General features: G+C 66.8%; 16 protein-coding genes. 7 read left to right on the forward strand and 9 right to left on the reverse strand.

The window, feature by feature from the left end; genetic code table 11:
- Positions 1–792 carry an outer membrane protein OmpK gene (locus CV_RS00390; protein WP_011133645.1) on the forward strand — a complete coding sequence of 264 codons (792 nt, stop codon included), beginning with the start codon at positions 1–3 and terminating at the stop codon, positions 790–792.
- 86 nt (positions 793–878) lie between these two features.
- Here the strand turns inward: CV_RS00390 and CV_RS00395 are convergent, their stop codons facing one another.
- On the reverse strand, positions 879–2,474 hold the full coding sequence (locus tag CV_RS00395) for a GGDEF domain-containing protein (protein ID WP_218567050.1): 1,596 nt from the start codon (positions 2,472–2,474) through the stop codon (positions 879–881).
- Positions 2,475–2,591: 117 nt separating this feature from the next.
- Here CV_RS00395 and CV_RS00400 point away from each other — a divergent pair, with 117 nt between their 5' ends.
- The gene (locus CV_RS00400; protein ID WP_011133647.1) at positions 2,592–4,466 is read left to right on the forward strand and encodes a ribonuclease catalytic domain-containing protein; all 1,875 of its coding nucleotides are present in this window, start codon (positions 2,592–2,594) and stop codon (positions 4,464–4,466) included.
- Positions 4,467–4,741: 275 nt separating this feature from the next.
- Positions 4,742–6,397 (forward strand): AMP-binding protein, encoded by a 1,656-nt coding sequence (locus CV_RS00405; RefSeq protein WP_011133648.1) that lies wholly within the window; start codon positions 4,742–4,744, stop codon positions 6,395–6,397.
- A gap of 280 nt (positions 6,398–6,677) precedes the next feature.
- Here CV_RS00405 and CV_RS00410 read toward each other — a convergent pair whose 3' ends face one another.
- On the reverse strand, positions 6,678–7,499 hold the full coding sequence (locus tag CV_RS00410) for an HDOD domain-containing protein (protein ID WP_011133649.1): 822 nt from the start codon (positions 7,497–7,499) through the stop codon (positions 6,678–6,680).
- Positions 7,500–7,698: 199 nt separating this feature from the next.
- Between CV_RS00410 and CV_RS00415 the strand changes: the two genes are divergently transcribed.
- Both CV_RS00415 and CV_RS00420 read left to right on the forward strand, forming a co-directional pair.
- Entirely contained in the window at positions 7,699–9,327 is a 1,629-nt protein-coding gene (locus tag CV_RS00415) for a methyl-accepting chemotaxis protein (RefSeq protein WP_011133650.1), read from the forward strand.
- A 100-nt stretch (positions 9,328–9,427) separates the two neighbouring features.
- Positions 9,428–10,168, forward strand: a complete 741-nt coding sequence (locus tag CV_RS00420) for a glycoside hydrolase family 16 protein (protein ID WP_011133651.1) — start codon at positions 9,428–9,430, stop codon at positions 10,166–10,168.
- Positions 10,169–10,211: 43 nt separating this feature from the next.
- Here CV_RS00420 and CV_RS00425 read toward each other — a convergent pair whose 3' ends face one another.
- The 7 genes from CV_RS00425 to CV_RS00455 all read right to left on the reverse strand — a co-directional run bounded on the left by CV_RS00425 (position 10,212) and on the right by CV_RS00455 (position 16,867).
- The gene (locus CV_RS00425; protein ID WP_011133652.1) at positions 10,212–11,033 is read right to left on the reverse strand and encodes a class I SAM-dependent methyltransferase; all 822 of its coding nucleotides are present in this window, start codon (positions 11,031–11,033) and stop codon (positions 10,212–10,214) included.
- A 406-nt stretch (positions 11,034–11,439) separates the two neighbouring features.
- Positions 11,440–12,108, reverse strand: a complete 669-nt coding sequence (locus CV_RS23975; RefSeq protein WP_052278736.1) for an META and DUF4377 domain-containing protein — start codon at positions 12,106–12,108, stop codon at positions 11,440–11,442.
- A 57-nt stretch (positions 12,109–12,165) separates the two neighbouring features.
- Positions 12,166–12,816 (reverse strand): META domain-containing protein, encoded by a 651-nt coding sequence (locus tag CV_RS00435; RefSeq protein ID WP_043595170.1) that lies wholly within the window; start codon positions 12,814–12,816, stop codon positions 12,166–12,168.
- Between the two features lie 75 nt (positions 12,817–12,891).
- Positions 12,892–14,265 (reverse strand): NAD(P)(+) transhydrogenase (Re/Si-specific) subunit beta, encoded by a 1,374-nt coding sequence (locus CV_RS00440; protein WP_011133654.1) that lies wholly within the window; start codon positions 14,263–14,265, stop codon positions 12,892–12,894.
- Between the two features lie 2 nt (positions 14,266–14,267).
- Entirely contained in the window at positions 14,268–14,567 is a 300-nt protein-coding gene (locus tag CV_RS00445) for a proton-translocating transhydrogenase family protein (protein ID WP_011133655.1), read from the reverse strand.
- Complete coding sequence (locus tag CV_RS00450) at positions 14,560–15,723, reverse strand: Re/Si-specific NAD(P)(+) transhydrogenase subunit alpha (protein ID WP_011133656.1); 1,164 nt, start codon at positions 15,721–15,723, stop codon at positions 14,560–14,562. Before CV_RS00450 ends, CV_RS00445 begins: the two co-directional genes overlap by 8 nt.
- A 382-nt stretch (positions 15,724–16,105) precedes the next feature.
- On the reverse strand, positions 16,106–16,867 hold the full coding sequence (locus CV_RS00455; protein WP_011133657.1) for a substrate-binding periplasmic protein: 762 nt from the start codon (positions 16,865–16,867) through the stop codon (positions 16,106–16,108).
- Positions 16,868–16,964: 97 nt separating this feature from the next.
- Between CV_RS00455 and CV_RS00460 the strand changes: the two genes are divergently transcribed.
- Both CV_RS00460 and CV_RS00465 read left to right on the forward strand, forming a co-directional pair.
- Complete coding sequence (locus tag CV_RS00460) at positions 16,965–17,948, forward strand: sensor histidine kinase (RefSeq protein WP_052278737.1); 984 nt, start codon at positions 16,965–16,967, stop codon at positions 17,946–17,948.
- A gap of 71 nt (positions 17,949–18,019) precedes the next feature.
- A complete protein-coding gene (locus CV_RS00465; RefSeq protein ID WP_043596994.1) occupies positions 18,020–18,610 on the forward strand; it encodes a TMEM175 family protein in 591 nt (196 codons plus the stop codon).
- Positions 18,611–18,661: the final 51 nt, after the last annotated feature.

The following is an 18,661-nucleotide window of genomic DNA, read 5'->3' on the forward strand; positions in this document are numbered from 1 at the left end:
ATGAATACTCGCAAGTCGCTGCTGGCCCTGTCCTTGTTGGCCGCCTCCGCACTGGCTCATGCCGGTGGTGAATACTCTTTCGCAAACGTCAGCGCCAACTGGCTGGACTGGTCGGATCGTACCACCCAACAATCCGGCAAACAGGATTTTGGCTATCTGGAAGCTGAAGGCGGCCTGGGCGCCAAGTGGGGCGAGCTGTACGGCTTCTTCGACATCGAGAACCCGGGCAAGGGCAATGGCAATACCCAAGGCCGCGATCGCCGTTTCACCACCAAGGTAGTCGGCCGCTACAACCTGGCTGAAGTCGGCGGCGTGCCGGTGCAGCTGTACGGCCACATCTACGACACCCGCGGCAATGGCCCTGCGGACCGCCATTTCTTCACCCAAAACCGTGTTCTGGGTCTGGGCACCGACCTGAGCTTCGGCGCGCTGAGCATCAAGCCGTTCTTCGGCGTTCACAACCAAATGGATGCCCTGATGCCTGCTGGTTCCGCATCCGGCTACAACGGCTTCATGACCGGTTACGTGATGCTGTATCCGTTCCAAGCATTCGGCCAGAACCTGATGCTGACTCAATGGCATGAAACCGAATTCAACCGCCAAGACAAGTTCATCGGCGCGTACAAGAGCGGCGACCGTCCGCGCGTAGGCCAGAACGGCGCCATCGCGCTGTGGTGGACCCCGACCAAAGCGGTCACCACCGGCATCCAGTACCGCTACGCCGACCAGAAGCTGGGCAGCACCGCGTACCAGAACGCCGTGATCTACTCGATCAAGTACAACATCAAGTAATTGATGGACTTTCCCGCCCGTTCCCCGGGCGGGCCGGCGGCTTGGCCGCCGCTTGCACGCCCCCGCCTCGCGGGGGTTTTGTTTTTCTAGCCGCCGTGGCACACCACCCGGTTGCGGCCGGCCGCCTTGGCGCGGTACAGCATCTCGTCCGCCTGCTGCACCAGCTCGGTCGAGGTGGCGGCGCTGGCCAGCGAGCTGATCCCCGCGCTGAAGGTCTGGCGGAAAGTCCGCTCGCCCACCTGCTGCTCCAGCAGGCCGAAGTCCTGCCGCAAGGTTTCCAGCATCCCATGCGCCTTGTCCGCCGGCGTGCCGCCCAGCACGATGGCGAACTCCTCGCCGCCGTAGCGGCCGACCAGATCGGTGCGCCGCAGCCTCTCCTTCAGGAAGCGCGCCAGGGTGAGCAGCACCTCGTCGCCGACCTGATGGCCGTAGTTGTCGTTCACCTGCTTGAAGTAATCGAGGTCCAGCATCGCCAGCGACAAGGGCTGGCCGACGCGGCGCGCCCGCAGTATCGCGCTGTCCAGCTGGCCGTGCAGATGGGAATGGTTGAGCAGGCCGGTCAGGCTGTCGTTGGCGATGTAGGAACGCAGCTTGCGGTAGCGGCGGGCGCGGTTGACCACCGTCACCACCAGTTCCTCCGGCGCCACCGGCTTGGTCAGGAAACCGTCTATGCCCAGCGTCAGCGCGTCCAGCTGCACCGTCTGCCGCTTTTCCACCGATAGGAAAACGATGGGGATGCCGTCCAGCAGCCTTTGCTGGCGTATCACCTTGGCCAGCTCGATGCCGTTGCACTGCGGCATGTACATGTCCATCAGGATCAGGTCCGGATTCAGGTGCTCGATCAGCTCCGGGACCCGCTCCGGGTTGGTCTCGCTGGTGGCCTCCACGCCGTGCGCGCCCAGCACCCGCGAATACAGGCCCGCCAGCGAGGCCATGTCCTCGACGATCAGCACCCGCAAGGGATCGCGCCGCTCGCCGATGTCGCCGAAGCTGAGCAGGTCCACCAGCTGGTTGACCTGCAGCGGCCAGTCCAGGAAGCCGCTGGCCCCCATCCGCACCGCCTCCAGCCTGGCCGGGAAGTCCCGCCGCGGCGAGGTGACCACCAGCGGGCAGCAGCTGCTGATCGCCGGCGCCAGCTGCAAAATGGGATCGTTGTGGGTGAAGTCGGCGAAAGCCACCACCGCGGCCGGCGCCTGGCGCTGCAGCGCCTTGGCCAGCTTGGCCGCCTGGGACACCACCGTCACCTCGAAGCCGAAGCAGGCCAGCTGGCGCTGCAGCCGGCCGTCGACCAGCCCTGCGGGCAGCCACATGTACAACAGCGAATCCGCGCCCCCAGGCTGCAGCAAGCCGTCCAGATTGCCCAGCCCTTGCTGGCGCTCCATCAGGCCCAGCTGGCAGACCACGCCCAGGTGGTGGCGCAGCTGGCCATAACGCGCCTGCTCCGACGGCGACGCCTCCGGCTTCTGCAGCCACTGCTCCAGCAGCGTGGCCAGCGCGCGCGCCTCCTTGGCCAGCTCGGCCAGGCTGACGGTGCGCACCAGGGTTTCCAGCCGCGTCACCAGCGACAGCAGATGCGCGGCCAGCGGCCGCTCCCAGCGCGACACCAGCATGTAGCCGATGCGGTCGATTTCCCGCGCCAGGTGGATGCGCTGGCCTGGATGGATGGACGCGGCCTGTTTCATCGGGCGGTGCTTCCGTTTCCTGTTGAATCCGGCCGTCTCGACGGCGAAGTTTGTGGCTCTGTCGCCGGAGCGAACTGTTATAATCCGCCCTTAAATTCAACGGCCTGGCAAGTTTTGATGAACGTTTTTTACGAAGAGAGCGGCAGTTTCAAGGTTGGCAGCATTGTGTCGCGCAGCGACGCCAGCCTGCAGGTGGACACCCAGCACGGCAAGCGCGCCAAGATCAAGAGCGCCAACGTCTTTCTGGAGTTTAGCTCCCCGTTGGCGGATTTTCTGCCGTCGGCGGACAAGCTGGCCGCGGATATCGACCTGGACTTCCTGTGGGAGTGCAGCCCCGACGACGAGTTCGGCTACCAGGACCTGGCCGCCGATTATTTCGGCCATCAGCCCTCCGCCGCCGAGGCCGCCGCGCTGATCAGCCGGCTGCACGGCGCGCCGATGTACTTCTACAAGAAGGGCAAGGGCCGTTACAAGAAGGCGCCGCAGGAGGCGCTGCAGGCCGCGCTGGCCGGCGTCGAGCGCAAGAAGCGCGAGCAGGAGCAGATAGACGGCTGGGTGGCTGAATTGAAAGCCGGCGCGCTGCCGGAAGCCATCCGTTCGCAGCTGATGCAGCTCTTGTGGAAGCCCGACAAGAACGCGCTGGAATTCAAGGCTTTCGACCAGGCCAGCCGCGAGCTGAACCTGCCGCCGCAGCGCCTCGCGGACAAGGTGGGCGGCATTCCGTCGGTGCCGGACTACCTGATGGCCGGTTTCCTGATGGAGTACTTCCCCAAGGGCGCCGGCTTCGGCAAGTACGCGCCGCCGGCCGAGCTGCCGGAACTGCCGGTGGCCGCGGTGCGCGCGTTCTCGATCGACGACGCCAACACCACCGAGATCGACGACGCGCTGTCGGTCGAGGACCTGCCGAACGGCAACAAGCGCGTCGGCATCCACATCGCCGCGCCGACGCTGGGCGTGCCGCAGGATTCCGACATCGAGAAAATGATGCTGTCGCGCCTGTCCACCGCCTATTTCCCCGGCGACAAGATCACCATGCTGCCGGACGACGTGGTGCAGGCCTTCACGCTGCAGGAAGGCCGCGACTGCCCGGCATTCTCGCTGTACGTCGAAGTGACGCCGGCATTCGAGCCGGTGGCGTTCGAGAACCGCATCGAGAGAGTGCCGGTGGCCGCCAACCTGCGCCATGCCGAGCTGGAACAGGTGTTCAACGAGGAGACGCTGGCCAACGATCCGGGCGTCGACTACCCGTTCAAGCGCGAGCTGACCTGGCTGTGGCAATTCGCCGAGGCGCTGGAGAAGCGCCGCGGCAAGTACGACCCCACCCGTCCGGCACAGCACGACTACAACATCGACGTCGTCGACGGCCGCGTGTCCATCACCATCCGCAAGCGCGGCGCGCCGATGGACAAACTGGTGTCCGAGCTGATGATCCTGGCCAACAGCGAGTGGGGCCGGATGCTGGCCGAGGCCGACATCCCGGCGATGTACCGCGCGCAGAGCATGGGCAAGGTGCGGATGACCACCCGCCCCGAGCCGCACATCGGCCTGGGCGTCGCCCAGTACGCGTGGAGCACGTCGCCGCTGCGCCGCGCCAGCGACTTCATCAACCAGCGCCAGCTGGCGGCGATGATACGCGGCGAGAAGCCGCAGTTCGCCCAGGGCGACGCGATGCTGTTCGCCATCCTGCGCGACTTCGACGCCACTTACGGCGCCTATCTGTCGTTCCAGGACAAGATGGAGCACTACTGGTGCCTGAAGTATCTGCTGCAGGAAAACATCACCGAGCCGACCGCCGCCGTGATCAAGGAAGACCTGGTGCGCATCGACGGCCTGCCGCTGAGGCTGCGCATCCCCGGCCTGCCGGAACTGGCGCGCGGCGACCGCGTGCAGCTGTCGGTGGTCAAGGTGGACCTGCTGACGCAGGAGGTGGAGCTGCGCTACACCGGCCGCCTCGACCACGTCGAGGACGACCTGGAGGACGAGGAAAGCTGAGCGCTCTCCCCCCGCCCGATCCGCAACCGCCGCGCCGCAAGGCCCGGCGGTTTTTGTTTTCTTCGCCCGCGCGCCCAGGCCGTCGCCCCCCGTCCGCGCAGCCATGGTCTGCGCGCCGACTTCCCCTCCCGCAACAAAATGAATCCGACGTTCGATTGAAATTATTATGCTCATCGATTAGTGTCGCAACAGTACCGCGCGTTACGAATTGGAAGCCGCAACAAATACTTATAAAGATTATCCGCGGCGCCCATGCCGCGAGCACAGGAGGAAACATGCAGGATTTCGCCCGCCACCCGGACACCCCCGACCGGATAGACGCCTTGCCCGACGCCTCGCTGGGACAGATGCTGGCGCAGACCGTCGCCCGCTATCCCGACCACACCGCTTTCCACAATATGGGCCTCGATCTCAGCTATCGCGAGCTGGACCGGCAAAGCGCCCGGCTCGCCGACTACCTGATCCGCGGCCTGGGGCTGCGCGCCGGCGAGCGGGTAGCGTTGATGATGCCCAATCTGCTGCAGTACCCGGTGGCGCTGTACGCGGTGCTGCGCGCCGGCCTGGTGGCGGTCAACGTCAACCCGCTGTACACCGCGCGCGAGCTGCATCACCAGCTGGCCGACTCCCAGGCCCGCGCCATCGTGGTGCTGGAGAATTTCGCCCAGGTGGTGGAGCAGGCGCGCGCCGACACCTCGCTGCAGCATGTGGTCGTCACCGCCGTCGGCGACATGCTGCCCGCGCCCAAGCGCTGGCTGGTGAACGCGGCGGTGCGTTACGTGAAGAAGCTGGTGCCGTCCTACCGCCTCCCCGGCGCCATCTCCTTCCGCAAAGCGCTGGCCGCCGGCGACGCCACCCGCTGGCGCGACGCCAGGCTGGCGCCCGACGCGCTGGCCATCCTGCAGTACACCGGCGGCACCACCGGCCTGGCCAAGGGCGCGATGCTCAGCCACCGCAACCTGCTGGCCAATGTCGAGCAGGCGCGGCTGGTGCTCGGGGAGGCCTTGATCGAAGGCCGGGCGGTGGTGGCCACGCCGCTGCCGCTGTACCACGTGTTCGCGCTGACGGTGAACTGCCTGCTGATCACCCGGCTGGGCGGCAACAGCCTGCTGATCACCAATCCGCGCGACCTGGATGGCCTGGTGGCCGAGCTGGCCCGCCATCCGGTCAACGCCTTCACCGGCGTCAACACCCTGTTCAACGCGCTGGTCCACCACGCCGGCTTCGCCAAGCTGGACTTCAGCCGCTGGAAGGTGGCGATAGGTGGCGGCGCGGCGGTGCAGCAGGCGGTGGCCGAAGCCTGGCAGCGGACGACAGGCCTGGTGCTGCTGGAAGGCTACGGCCTGACCGAGGCCTCGCCGCTGGTATCGGTGAACGCGCTGGCGGCGGAACGCTACACCGGCACCGTCGGCATGCCGGTGCCCGGCACCGAAGTGGAACTGCGCGACGACGCAGGCCGCCCGGCGGCCGACGGCGAGCCGGGCGAGGTCTGCGTGCGCGGCCCCCAGGTGATGGCCGGCTACTGGCAGCGGCCGGAGGAGACCGCCAAGGTGTTCCACGCCGATGGCTTCTTCGCCACCGGCGACATCGGCATCCGCACCGCCGATGGCCTGCTCAAGCTGGTGGACCGCAAGAAGGACATGGTGCTGGTATCGGGCTTCAACGTGTATCCCAACGAGGTGGAGGACGTGGTGGCCCAGCATCCGGGCGTGCGCGAGGTGGCCTGCATAGGCGTGCCGGACGAGCGCAGCGGCGAGGCGGTGAAGATCGTGGTGGTGCGCAAGGACCCGTCGCTGCAGGCGGACGAACTGCTGCGCCACTGCCGCGACAACATGACCGCCTACAAGGTGCCGCGCCACGTCGAGTTCCGCGACGCGCTGCCCAAGTCCAACGTCGGCAAGATCCTGCGCCGCGAGCTGCGCCAGCCGGCCTGAGGCAGGCCGGCGCCAGGGGCTGTTGACGTTTGCCGAGCGGTCGCGCCGGGATGCGTTTTGCGGCGAATCCAGGCGTTTCGCGCGCCGCATAGTCATTCTCTGCCAGCGCGGAACAAGGAAGCGTCGTCGCGAAAAGCGCCTGGCCCTGCGGGTTTGGCCGCTTTGGGACGGAAGCCGCGTTGCCCAGCCCTTGCATAGCATGACTATGCGTCTGACTGTGCGCCTTGCTTCCGTCCCAAATCGGCGCAAACGCGATCCACTCACCAAACGTCAACAGCCCCTAGAACAGCTCGTCGACCAGGGTGCTGGACTGCTGCAGCGCGTCGATCTCCCCGGCGATGCGCTCGCGGTCCAGCCCCAGCCTCTCCAGCACGCCGTCGGGCAGGCCGGCCAGCATGTCCTCCGGGCTCATGCCGTGGCGGAAGCCGGACACCACGAAGGAGGTCAGGCCGATCAGCAGCGCGTACGGGGAGGCCTCGTCGTTCAAGAGATCGTGCTGGCGGTAGATCGCCTCCTGGATCTCGTCCGGGAAGTTCCAGCGCCGGGCCAGCTCGGCCCCCAGCTCGGTCAGGTCCAGGCCCAACAGCATGCGCTCGGTGGCGATGCGCTCGGCGCCGCCGGCGACGATGCGGTCTATCTGCTGCGCCTGCTCCGGCACCGCCACGTACAGCACCAGCTCGCCGATGTCGGCCAGCAGGCCGCAGGTATAGCCCAGCTGCGCCTCCAGCCCGGCCAGCTTGGCCAGCAGCTTGGCGGTGTTGGCCATCGCGAAGCTACGCAGCCAGAACGCCTTCATGTCGAAGCCGCTGATGCCCAGCGTGGCGCCGGTGACACCGGAGGCGATCACCAGCACCCGGAGGTTGTCGAAGCCCAGCAGGATCACCGCGTCGTCCAGCGAGCCGACCCGGCGGCTGCTGCCGAAACGCGCGCTGTTGGCCAGCCGCAGCACCCGCGCGCTGAGCACCTGGTCGTGCATCACCATGTCGGTGATGTCGTTGATGTTGACGTCCGACCGGTGGAAGCTGGCCACCAGTTCCTGCACCACCTTGGGAACCATGGGCAGCTTGCCCGAGGCCTTGTCGAAGATTTCCCCCACCTGCATCGATGCTCTCCCCTTGCCGGTTTAGCAGGTTTGAGCTTAGGCAATCCGGAGGGGAATGAGAAACTCCGCTTGGCGGCGGCAAGTCGCTGAGACGCAAGGCTATCCTTTCATTTTCATTTTTGCGCTGGCTCAGGATGCGGGCTATTTTTCAGCGAGAGGGGCCTGCGAATGTCCGGGTTCGAACTTGCGGAGGCGCAAGATGTTGCACCAACTATCTGTTAAACAAAAGTTGCTGTTGGGATATGGTTTGTTGATTGCCATCCTGGCGGTGATCGTGGCGACGGCGGTGGCCAACCTGAGCGCGATGCAGGCCAATCGGCGCGAGATCACCAATAACCGTTATCCCAAGGCCGAGTTGTGCAACAAGATCGTCATCACCACGCAGGAGGTATCCAAGCTCATCCGCGACGCGGTCCTTTCGGACCATCCGCAAGATATCGAGTCCAACATCAGCAAAGTGGAAGCCTTGCGCGCCGAAAACACCGCCAGCCTCAACGAGTTGGACAAGACGCTGGTATCGGCGAAAGGGCGCGGCATTTTGGAGCAGGCGCTGAAGGCCCGCTCCGCGCTGTCGGAGCTGTACGCGCCCTTGTACCAGTTGATTCGCGCCAATAAGGATCAGGAGTCCAAGGTTTTCCTGCAGAAGCGTTTCGCGCCGGCTATCGATGCGTTCTCGCAAAAGTTCAATGAATTGAAAGCCTATCAGGACGGGAAAGTCAAAGAGGCGGTCGAGGCCAGCAATGCCGCTTACAGTCAAGCGGTTTCCGTCGTATTCACGGCGGCTGGCGTGGCCTTGGTGGTCGCCATCGCCATCGCGCTGTTCATTTCCAACCTGGTAACCTCGCCGCTGCGCAAGTCGGTCGAACTGGTTCGGCATATCCAGGAAGGAGATTTGACCGGCGCGGACGAGCATTTTCCGCCCTCGCGCGACGAGGCGATGGAAATCGCCCGCAATATCCAGAACATGCGGCAGGGCCTGCGCGAAGTGGTGTCCAGCATCCAGGACAACGCCAACCAGGTATCCGACTCCGCCCACCAGCTGGCCAGCATGGCGCAGCAGGTGGCCACCGGCGCGCAGCGCCAGTCCGAGGCCACCTCCGAGGCCGCCGCCACCATCGAGCAGCTGACCGTCAGCATCAACCACGTCGCCGACAATTCCGATCAGGCCTCGCGCCAGGCGCGCGATGCCGGCGAGCTGGCCGGCCGCGGCGGCCACGCGGTGCAGGCCTCGGTCGGCAAGATCCAGTCGGTCAGCACCGCGGTGGCCGCCACCTCGGAAGAAATGCGCTCCCTGACCGGCGAGGTGCAGCGCATCGGCAACATCGTCACCGTGATCCGCGACGTGGCCGACCAGACCAACCTGCTGGCCTTGAACGCCGCGATCGAGGCGGCCCGCGCCGGCGAGATGGGCCGCGGCTTCGCCGTGGTGGCCGACGAGGTGCGCAAGCTGGCCGAACGCACCGCCAGCTCGGCGCAGGAAATCACCCAGATGATCAGCGCCATCCAGCAAGGCGTGGAAAAAGTGGTGGGCAGCATGGAGCAGAGCCTGTCCAGCGTGGACGCGGTCTCCGGCAGCGCGCGCGAGGCCAGCGACTCGATGGAGGAGATCGAAGGCAGCACCCGCGGCATCGTCGGCACCATAGGCAACATCACCAGCGCCTTGGGCGAGCAGCGCACCGCCAGCCTCAGCCTGGCGCAGAGCATGGAGCAGGTGTCGCAGATGGCGGAATCCAACAGCGCCACCGTGGAGGAGTTGGCCACCACCTCCAGCGAACTGAACGCCTTGTCGCACAATCTGCAAAACGTGACCGCGCGCTTCCGGCTATAAGAAAAAGTCCTTAAGCAGACTATCCTGTCGGACTGGACAGCTGCGCGCCAGACGGGGCTCATGGCAGCATGGCGGTTTCCCCCCCTCAGGAGCCGCCATCATGAAAACCGCGTTCGCGCTCGCTTGCGCGCTATCGGCCGCGCTGGCCTTGGCCCAGCCCGCATCCGCCAAGACCCTCCGCTTCTCCGGCTACGACTGGGAAGTGCGCAACCAGGGCAGCAGCGGGCCCGGCCCCAATGTCTGGGACGAGAACAACGTCTGGCTGGACGCCCAGGGCCGGCTGCATCTGAAAATCGCCAAGCGCGGCGGCCAATGGACCGCCGCCGAGCTCTATCTGCCGCAGCGGCTGGGCTTCGGCCGCTACCAGTTCAAGCTGATCGGCCGTCCGGACCGCTTCGACCCCAATGTGGTGCTGGGCCTGTTCAACTACCCGACGCCGGACGTCGGCCCCGACGGCAGCAACGAGATCGACATCGAGTTCGCGCGCTGGGGCAGTCCGGCCAATCCCATGGGCAACTACACCGTCTACCCGGCGCAGCCGGGTCCGGCGCCGACCTCGTACAGCTTCGACTTCGCGCTGGGCGGCGATTACAGCACCCACCGCTTCGACTGGAACGCGGCCGCGGTGGAATACCAGTCGCTGCATGGCTTCCAGGACGGCGACCGTTATCCGATCGCCCATTGGCGCTTCGCCCCGGTCGACGCGGCGCAGCGCGTGCCGCAGCAGCCGCTGCCCGTGCATCTGAACCTGTGGCTGTTCCAGGGCAAGCCGCCGGCGGACGACAAGGAAGTGGAAGTGGTGATACAGGAATTCAAGTTCGTCCCGGCGGCGGCGCGCTAGGAGAAAGGAGGGGCGGCGGAACGGATGTCCCGCCGTCCGGCCATCAGTAGGCGAAGCGCTCGCGCAGATCCATCAGGTTCAATTCGTCCAGAATGGCCAGCTGGCGCTCGCGGGCGCTGTTCTTGCCCTTGCCGGTCTTCTTGGCGATGATCAGCTCGTTCTTCATCGAGTGCTCCCAGCCGACCAGCTCGGTAACGGTCAGCTGGTAGCCGCGCGCCTCCAGCTGCAGGCAGCGCAGCACATTGGTCAACTGGCTGCCGAACTCGCGGGTGTGGATGGGATGGCGCCACAACTCCGACAGCGGCGTCTTGCCGAAGGTCTCGTTCTTCTTCTGCCGCAGCACCGACGCCACCTCGGCCTGGCAGCAGGGCACCAGCACGATGTACTGGGCGTCCTTGGCCAGCGCGAAGCGGATGGCGTCGTCGGTGGCGGTGTTGCAGGCGTGCAGCGCGGTGATGATGTCCACCTGCTCCGGCAGCGCGGTCGAAGTGATCGACTGTTCCACCGTCAGGTTGAGAAAGCCCATGCGCTCGAAGCCCAGGCGCTCAGCGAGCTCGCGCGACTTGTCCACCAGCTCCTGCCGCGTCTCCACGCCGTAGACATGGCCGGCGGCCTTCTCCTTCAGGAACAGGTCGTACAGGATGAAGCCGAGGTAGGACTTGCCGGCGCCGTGGTCGGCCAGCGTCATCGCGCCTTTCTTCTCCAGCACGTCGGCCATCAAGGGTTCGATGAACTGATACAGGTGGTAGACCTGCTTCAACTTGCGGCGGGTGTCCTGGTTGATCTTGCCGTCGCGGGTGAGGATGTGCAGCTCTTTGAGCAGCTCCAGCGATTGCTGGGGTTTGATTTCGGGAATCAGGCTCATGGCGGCCTCCTGCAATTTCAATGCCGCGATTGTAGCAGAGCGGTCATCCCGCGCCCGAGCCGGAGTCTGCCCGCGACCTTTGCTCACGTTGGAACTGCACTGGAAGATGACACGTTTCCGATGCGCCAGAGGCCCTTCAAGCCTGCCGCCGGGTGGCAGGCCCGGGGTCTTAAGCGGCTGCCTGTTTGAGCCCCGCGACGTTAGCGCGGGGCGAGTTCAGCCGCGCCTCGGGCCTGACGGGCCCCGACGGGAAGCAGAAGGCCAGGCTTGTAGGGTGGCCTTTAGGGGTGGAGGGGATATTTGGCCACGCAAATATCCCCTCCCTGCCTGCCGGGCAGCCCCGGCAATGAAAACCATCATCCGCGCAGCGGATTCATCACGTGCCATGCGACACGGAAGCCGTCCCTCAAGGCTTCTTCACCACTTCCTGCTCCACCACCATGTCCAGAATCCAGCGGATGGACGAGGCGTCGGCCGGCGGATTGTCCACCTTCACCTCCTTGATCCGCAGCCGGTAGGCGATGCCGGGCTCGGGCTGGAAGCCCTCGATCTCGCCGTAGTGCAGCTCCCAGGGCTTGGCCTTGTCCGCGCGCACCTGCAGGCACTGCATCGGCGCGACCCCGGTGCACGGCTTGCGCTCGGCGGCGACGTAGATGAACTTGATCTCGCCCTGCGGCTGACGCTCGAAGCTCAGCGCGTCCTTGCCGTCGGACAGCTTCAGGCGCTCGCCCTCCAGGCTGACGTCCATGCCTGCCTCCAGCTGGCGGGACAATTTGGCGTCGCGCTGCATCGCCTCCGGCGGGCACATCATCAGCGTCGAGGCCAGGCGCTCGGCGCGCAGCTTGCCGCCGTCGATCGCGGCCGGGCCGAACATGCCGTTGCAGCCGGCCTTGGCGAACAGCCGGTCCTGGTCGACGCGCAGCAGGATGGGCTTGTCTCCGGCGCCGGTCTGCTTCCACTCGCCCTGCAGCTGGGCCAGGGTCGGCGCCGGCACGGAACGGACCGGCGCGGTGGGGCTGGCGCAGCCGGCCAGCAGGGCGGCGCCGAGCGCCAGCAGAGTCAGTCGGTATGGCATCGCGATATCCTGAATTCAAGAAAGAGACTATGACGCCCACAAAACGCACAGGTTCCGTCAATCGACCAACGGCGCCACCGTTTCCTGATAGATCACCTTGACCAGCTGCAGCGCGGTGCGGCCGTCCGCGCCCTTTTCTCCCTGCAGCTTCAGGTAGTAGCTGCGGCCGGCCTCGGGGGTGAAGCCGGCGATCGCGCCGTGGTAATCGCGCCACGGCTCGCCCTCGCTGCCGCGCAAGCGCAGGCAGCCGCCGTCCGCGCAGGCCCCGCGCGCCGCGTACCAGTATTGCTCGCCCGCCCCCGGCTGCAGCGCCGCCAGCGGCGCGGCGGCGGGCTGCGCGGCATCCACTTTCTCGAAACGATAGACGGCCTTGCCGGACGCCAGCGTCAGGTGGCGGCGATCGGTCGACGGCAGCAGGCGGAACGGCGCGCCCAGCAGCTTCAGCAGAGCCTGTTCGCGCGCCATGGTCTCCGGCGCGCACTGCATCCGGGTGGTGGAAACCTGGTGGCGGCCCTCGCCGTCCACCCCCAGCGTGAAGCGGTTGCAGCCGGCGAAGCCGCCGATGCGGCTGTCGGCGATGCTCAGCGTCGGCAGCGGCGCCGGCTGGGCCGGCGACTGCAGCCGCCATTCGGTGTGTTGCAGATCGGGCAGGGCTTGAGTCGGCAGCATCATGCTGCCGCTGACCAACAGGGCGCCGAGAGAAGGCATGCGGTTTTCCTTTTCCATGACTGCGGACAGCAAAACGCCCGCCGGAGGCGGGCGTTCGGGACGGCGGACAACCGCTCAGTGCACAGCGTTCTTGAGCAGGTCTTCCACCACTTTCTTGGCATCGCCGAACACCATCATGGTTTTATCCATGTAAAACAGTTCGTTGTCCAGCCCCGCGTATCCCGCGTTCATGGAACGCTTGACCACGATCACGTTGCGCGCCTTGTGCGCCTCCAGGATGGGCATGCCGTAGATCGGGCTTTGCTTGTCCTTCTGCGCGGCCGGATTGACCACGTCGTTGGCGCCGATCACCAGCACCACGTCGGTGGTGGAGAAGTCGGCGTTGATCTCCTCCATCTCCAGCACCTGCTCGTACGGCACCTCGGCCTCGGCCAGCAGCACGTTCATGTGGCCCGGCATCCGGCCGGCCACCGGGTGGATCGCGTAGCGGACGCCGACGCCCTGTTCGTGCAGCAGCTCGGCGAATTCCTGCAGCGCGTGCTGCGCGCGCGACACCGCCAGGCCGTAGCCGGGCACGATCACCACCTGGTCGGCGTTGGCCATCAGGAAGGCCGCGTCCTCGGCGCTGCCGGCCTTGTAGGCCTTGGCCGGCCCCGCGTCGCCGGCCGGACCGGCCACGGTCTCGGCGCCGAAGCCGCCCAGCAGCACGCTGACGATGGAGCGGTTCATCGCCTTGCACATGATGTAGGACAGGATGGCGCCGGACGAGCCGACGCAGGCGCCGGCGATGATCAGCACCGGGTTGTTCAGCGTGAAGCCGATGCCGGCCGCCGCCCAGCCCGAGTAGCTGTTCAGCATCGACACCACCACCGGCATGTCGGCGCCGCCGATCGGGATGATCAGCGTCACCCCCAGCGCCAGGGCCACCGCCACCATGGCCAGGAACGCGGCCTGGCTGTCGGTGAAGAAATAGGCCGCGCCGAAGCCGACCATGGCCAGCGCCAGCAGCAGATTGAGCGGATGCTGGCCGGCGAAGCGGACCGCCTTGGCGCCGAAGCGGCCGGACAGCTTGCCGTAGGCGATCACCGAGGCGGTGAAGGTGATCGCGCCGATGAAGGCGCCGATGAACAGCTCCACCTTCTGCACCGGCGTGTGCTCGACGCCGCCGTGGAAGATGGCCGCCACCGCGATCAGCACCGCGGACAGCCCCACCAGCGAGTGCATCGCCGCCACCAGCTCAGGCATGCCGGTCATTTCCACCGTGCGCGCCTTCCAGGCGCCGACGACCGCGCCGGCGGCGATGGCGCCGGCGATCAGCGCCAGCACCGGCTTGTCGATGATGAGCAGCGTGGTCAGCACCGCGATCGCCATGCCGGCGATGCCGTACAGATTGCCGCGCCGCGCCGAGGCCGGGCTGGACAGCCCCTTCAGCGCCAGGATGAACAGCACCGCGGCGAGCAGGTAAAGAACAGCCGAAACGTTCTGCATCGTCATCCCCTGTTTTTCTTCTTGAACATGTCCAGCATGCGCTGGGTGACCAGGAAACCGCCGAAGATGTTGATGCTGGCGAGGAAGATGGCGACGGCGCCCAGCACCGAGGTCACGGTGATCTGCTGGCCGTCGATGTCCACCACCTGCAGCATGGCGCCGACGACGATGATGCCGGAGATGGCGTTGGTGACAGCCATCAGCGGCGTATGCAGCGCCGGAGTGACGTTCCACACCACGTGGTAGCCGACGAACACCGCCAGCACGAAGATGGTGAAGCTGGTGATGAAGGGATCAGCCATGTTGCGGCTCCTTGTCGTGATTGGCGGCGGCCGGGCGCGCGGCGGCGCCGAAACGCTGCTCGCCTTGGTGGGCGATCAGGGTGGCGGCCACCAGATCGTCTTCCAGGTCGATTTTCAGCCCTTCCGGCGTCAGCAGCAGGCCGAGGAAGGTGTGCAGATTGCGCGCGTACAGGCTGGAGGCGTCGGCCGCCAGCATCGCGGGCAGATTGGTCAGGCCCACCAGGTGCACGCCGTTGGGCGACAGGCAGGCCTCGCCGGCGCGGGTCAGCTCGCAGTTGCCGCCGGCCTCGGCGGCCAGGTCGACGATCACCGAGCCCGGCTTCATGCCGGCCACCGCCTCGGCCGACAACAGCCGCGGCGCCGGCTTGCCCGGAATCAGCGCGGTGGTGATGACGATGTCGGCGGCGGCGGCGCGCTGGGCGATCAGCGCGTTCTGCCGGACCTGGAAGTCGGCCGACATCTCGCGGGCGTAGACGCCGCCGCTGGCGGCCTTCTCCTCGTCGCTCATCGGCACCTCGACGAATTTGGCGCCCAGCGACTCCACCTGCTCGCGGGTGGCGGGGCGCACGTCGTAGGCCTCCACCACCGCGCCCAGCCGCTTGGCGGTGGCGATGGCCTGCAGCCCGGCGACGCCGACGCCCAGCACCAGCGCCTTGGCCGCCTTCACCGTGCCGGCGGCGGTCATCAGCATCGGCATGAAGCGCGGGTAGAACTGTCCTGCCAGCAGCACCGCCTTGTAGCCGGCGATATTGTTCTGGCTGGACAGCACGTCCATGCTCTGCGCGCGGGTGGTGCGCGGCAGCAGCTCCAGCGCGAACGCCGACACGCGCTGCGCCGCCAGCTGCGGCAGCAGCGGATTCTGGTACGGCGCCAGCATGCCGATCAGCACCGCGCCCGGCTTCAGCGCCGCCGCGTCGGCGGCTTCCGGCATGCGCACCGCCAGCACGATGTCGGCGGCGGCCAGCATCGCCTGCCGCTGCTCGGCGATGCCCGCGCCGGCAGCCAGGAAAGCGGCGTCGGGCAACGCGGCGGCCAGGCCGGCGCCCTGCTCCACGGTGACGGCGTGGCCGGCGGCGACCAGCTTCTTCACCGTGTCCGGCGTCGCCGCCACACGATGCTCGCCGGCCAGCCGCTCGGCCGGAATGACGATATTCATATCGGATATCTCCTGCAAGTGGATGGTGAAATCAGAAACGGGAACGGTCGTGCGCGGCAATGGGGAACGAACGTTTGAAAAATCATTAAATGCATGCTGCGCCGCATTATGCAAGGCATATATTGGCTACCGTATATCGTCTGACAGGCTTGATTCAACCGGGAAATCGGACATGCGCACAACATGTCGCAACGCAATAAATCCATTGCAACAGAACCGTGTGCCAAGCGTATGACAAGCGGGAAAGCCCCAGGCGCGCAGGCGAAAATTCAAATTAGATTTTTCTGATATTCTGAAAAATCGACACTACCGCCGGCTCGGCCAGCCCGCAAGCGGGGAAAACCGCCGTTCGCGACCAAGTTTGCGCCAGATCAGCGCCGGTTCATTGACCCATGCCGCTGCCGCGGTACAGGTCGAGGCGGAAGCGCTCCAGCGTGCCGTCGGCGCGCAGCCTGGCCAGGCCGGCGTTGAAGCGCGCCATCAGCTGCTCGTTGCGCGCGGAGCGCGGCATCAGCAGGTGGCCGTACTGGATGCTGAACGGCCTGGCCTCGGTGGTGACCAGATCGTGCGCGCCGCGGGGAAAGGCGTCGGAAGTCAGCAGCTGCCAGCCGGTGAACTCGTCCAGCGGGAACAGCTCGATGCGCCCGGCCAGCATCTTCAGCAGATTGATCTTGTCGTCGTTGGCCTCCTCCACGTTGAGCGCGCCCTGCTTCATCAGCTGGCGGAACTCGGCGGTGTAGGTGTAGCCGTGGGTGGCGCCGAAGCGCAGGCCGCGCAGGTCGCGCAGCTTGCGCCACGGCGGCACGGTCACGTCCTTGCGGTGGAACAGCAGTTCGCGATGCTCGGAGATCGGCGCGCTGTACAGGAATTCCTTCGCCTTGACCGGATCGTCGTACCAGAACGAGCTGGCCTGGGCGTTGCCATTGCGCAACGCTTCCAGCGCCCGCGCCCACGGCATGTACGCGAAGCGCACCTGCACCCCTTCGCGGGCGAAAGCTTCGCGCACCACGCGGTTGACGTAGCCGCCATCCGGCAGCTGTTCGCCGGTCCAGGGCGCGTACTCGCCGGTGGCGATCAGCAGTTCGGCCGCCATCGCCCGGCATAAGCCCAGGCAAAACAACGCCAGCAGCAACAGGATTCTCATCGCCTCATCTCCGCTCACCATGCATTCCGTTATACACGGCGGCGGCGGTTTTCACCGCCGGGCGCTATCATCGCAGCATCGCTACCGGATGCCCGCCATGCCCCGCCCGACGCCGACGCCGCTGCCCGACTTCCGCCATCCCGGCGTGATGCTGCGCATCCTGCAGCTGCCCGCGCTGCTGCTGTGCGCCGCGGGCGTGCTGGCGCTGACCGCCGAACAGCCGCTGTGGCGCTGGCTGCAGTCGGCGCTGGCGCTGATTCCGGGCAGCCTGCTGACGCTGGCCCTGCTGGCGCTGGCCGGTCCCTGGCTGGCGCGCCGCCGGCGCGGCGCCCTGTGGGTGGCGCTGATCGCCGGCGCCAGCTTTGCGCTGTGCCAATGGCGGCTGCAGGACGACTGGGGCCGGGCCTGGACCTCGGCCGCGCTGGCGATGGCGGCGGCGCCGCTGCTGCTGCACTACCTGGCGCTGCGCCAGCGCGCGCTGTCGCCGGCGCTGGCCGAAGCGCGGCTGACCGCGCTGCAGGCCCGCATCCGCCCGCATTTCCTGTTCAACAGCCTGAACGCCGCCATCGCCTTGATCCGCTCGCGGCCGCAGCGGGCGGAAACGGTGCTGGAAAACCTGGCCGAACTGTTCCGCACCCAGATGGCCGCGCCGGAAAAACTGTCCACGCTGGCGCGCGAGATCGAGCTGGCCGGCATGTACCTGGCGATAGAGTCCGAGCGGCTGGGGCCGCGGCTGAAGGTGAGCTGGCGCATCGACGCGCCGCCCGACGCCGAGCTGCCGCCCTTGCTGCTGCAGCCGCTGGCCGAGAACGCCGTCTGCCACGGCGCCGAGCGCGTGGCCGGCGAGGTGGAGATCGTCATCTCCGCCCGCGTCGCCGGCGGCCTGCTGGAGCTGACGCTGGACAATCCGCTGCCGGCCGACGCCGCGCCCGGCGCCGGCAGCGGCATCGCGCTGGAGAACCTGCGCGAACGCCTGGCGCTGCTGTACGACGCCGAGGCCTCGCTGCTCGCCGAGCGGCGCGGCGAGCGCTACCTGGCCCGCGTCCGCCTGCCTTGCCGGGCCGCGGCCAGGCCTGGCTGAGGCCGCCGCGCTTTGCCGAACGCGGCCCGCCGCTCTACATTCCAGTCATGACCATCCGCGCGAGGCCCAATATGGAAAAAAACCGCCTGGAGGCGTTCAGCGACGGCGTGATCGCCATCATCATCACCATCATGGTGCTGGAGCTGAAAGTGCCGCACGGCACCGACTGGCAGTCGCTGGCGCCGCTGCTGCCGGTCTTCCTCAGCTACCTGCTCAGCTTCATCTACGTGGGCATCTACTGGAACAACCACCACCACTTCTACCACGCCACCCGCCGCGTCGACGGCCGCGTGCTGTGGGCCAATCTGCACCTGCTGTTCTGGATGTCGCTGATCCCCTTCGTCACCGGCTGGATGGGCGAGAACCACTACGCGCCGCTGCCGGTGGCGCTGTACGGCGCGGTGCTGCTGATGTGCGCGGTGGCCTGGTGGATCATGCAGCAGTCGCTACTGTGCCTGCCCGGCAACCGCACCCGGCTGTCCGAGGCGCTGGGCAGCGACATCAAGGGCAAGCTCTCGCCCTTGTGCTACCTGCTGGCGATCGCGTCCGCCTGGTGGCATACCTGGCTGGCCGGCGCGCTGTACCTGGCGGTGGCGCTGATGTGGCTGGCGCCGGACCGGCGCATCGAGAAGATGCTGTACCAGGACGGAGAACAATGCTGAGCCGGCGTGGCGGCAGGGGCGCGAATCGATTAAAATCGTCTGATCAGCCAC

The sequence above is a fragment of the Chromobacterium violaceum ATCC 12472 genome (assembly GCF_000007705.1).
Lineage (GTDB): Bacteria > Pseudomonadota > Gammaproteobacteria > Burkholderiales > Chromobacteriaceae > Chromobacterium > Chromobacterium violaceum.

Bases quoted from the DNA above. Each gene is read 5' to 3' on its own strand.
- CV_RS00445 (WP_011133655.1), bottom strand. From the start codon at position 14,567: ATGGCTGATCCCTTCATCACCAGCTTCACCATCTTCGTGCTGGCGGTG.
- CV_RS00450 (WP_011133656.1), bottom strand. From the start codon at position 15,723: ATGAATATCGTCATTCCGGCCGAGCGGCTGGCCGGCGAGCATCGTGTG.
- CV_RS23975 (WP_052278736.1), bottom strand. From the start codon at position 12,108: ATGCCATACCGACTGACTCTGCTGGCGCTCGGCGCCGCCCTGCTGGCC.
- CV_RS00455 (WP_011133657.1), bottom strand. From the start codon at position 16,867: ATGAGAATCCTGTTGCTGCTGGCGTTGTTTTGCCTGGGCTTATGCCGG.
- CV_RS00440 (WP_011133654.1), bottom strand. From the start codon at position 14,265: ATGCAGAACGTTTCGGCTGTTCTTTACCTGCTCGCCGCGGTGCTGTTC.
- CV_RS00410 (WP_011133649.1), bottom strand. From the start codon at position 7,499: ATGCAGGTGGGGGAAATCTTCGACAAGGCCTCGGGCAAGCTGCCCATG.
- CV_RS00425 (WP_011133652.1), bottom strand. From the start codon at position 11,033: ATGAGCCTGATTCCCGAAATCAAACCCCAGCAATCGCTGGAGCTGCTC.
- CV_RS00465 (WP_043596994.1), top strand. From the start codon at position 18,020: ATGGAAAAAAACCGCCTGGAGGCGTTCAGCGACGGCGTGATCGCCATC.
- CV_RS00395 (WP_218567050.1), bottom strand. From the start codon at position 2,474: ATGAAACAGGCCGCGTCCATCCATCCAGGCCAGCGCATCCACCTGGCG.
- CV_RS00400 (WP_011133647.1), top strand. From the start codon at position 2,592: ATGAACGTTTTTTACGAAGAGAGCGGCAGTTTCAAGGTTGGCAGCATT.
- CV_RS00415 (WP_011133650.1), top strand. From the start codon at position 7,699: ATGTTGCACCAACTATCTGTTAAACAAAAGTTGCTGTTGGGATATGGT.
- CV_RS00390 (WP_011133645.1), top strand. From the start codon at position 1: ATGAATACTCGCAAGTCGCTGCTGGCCCTGTCCTTGTTGGCCGCCTCC.
- CV_RS00460 (WP_052278737.1), top strand. From the start codon at position 16,965: ATGCCCCGCCCGACGCCGACGCCGCTGCCCGACTTCCGCCATCCCGGC.
- CV_RS00435 (WP_043595170.1), bottom strand. From the start codon at position 12,816: ATGCCTTCTCTCGGCGCCCTGTTGGTCAGCGGCAGCATGATGCTGCCG.
- CV_RS00405 (WP_011133648.1), top strand. From the start codon at position 4,742: ATGCAGGATTTCGCCCGCCACCCGGACACCCCCGACCGGATAGACGCC.
- CV_RS00420 (WP_011133651.1), top strand. From the start codon at position 9,428: ATGAAAACCGCGTTCGCGCTCGCTTGCGCGCTATCGGCCGCGCTGGCC.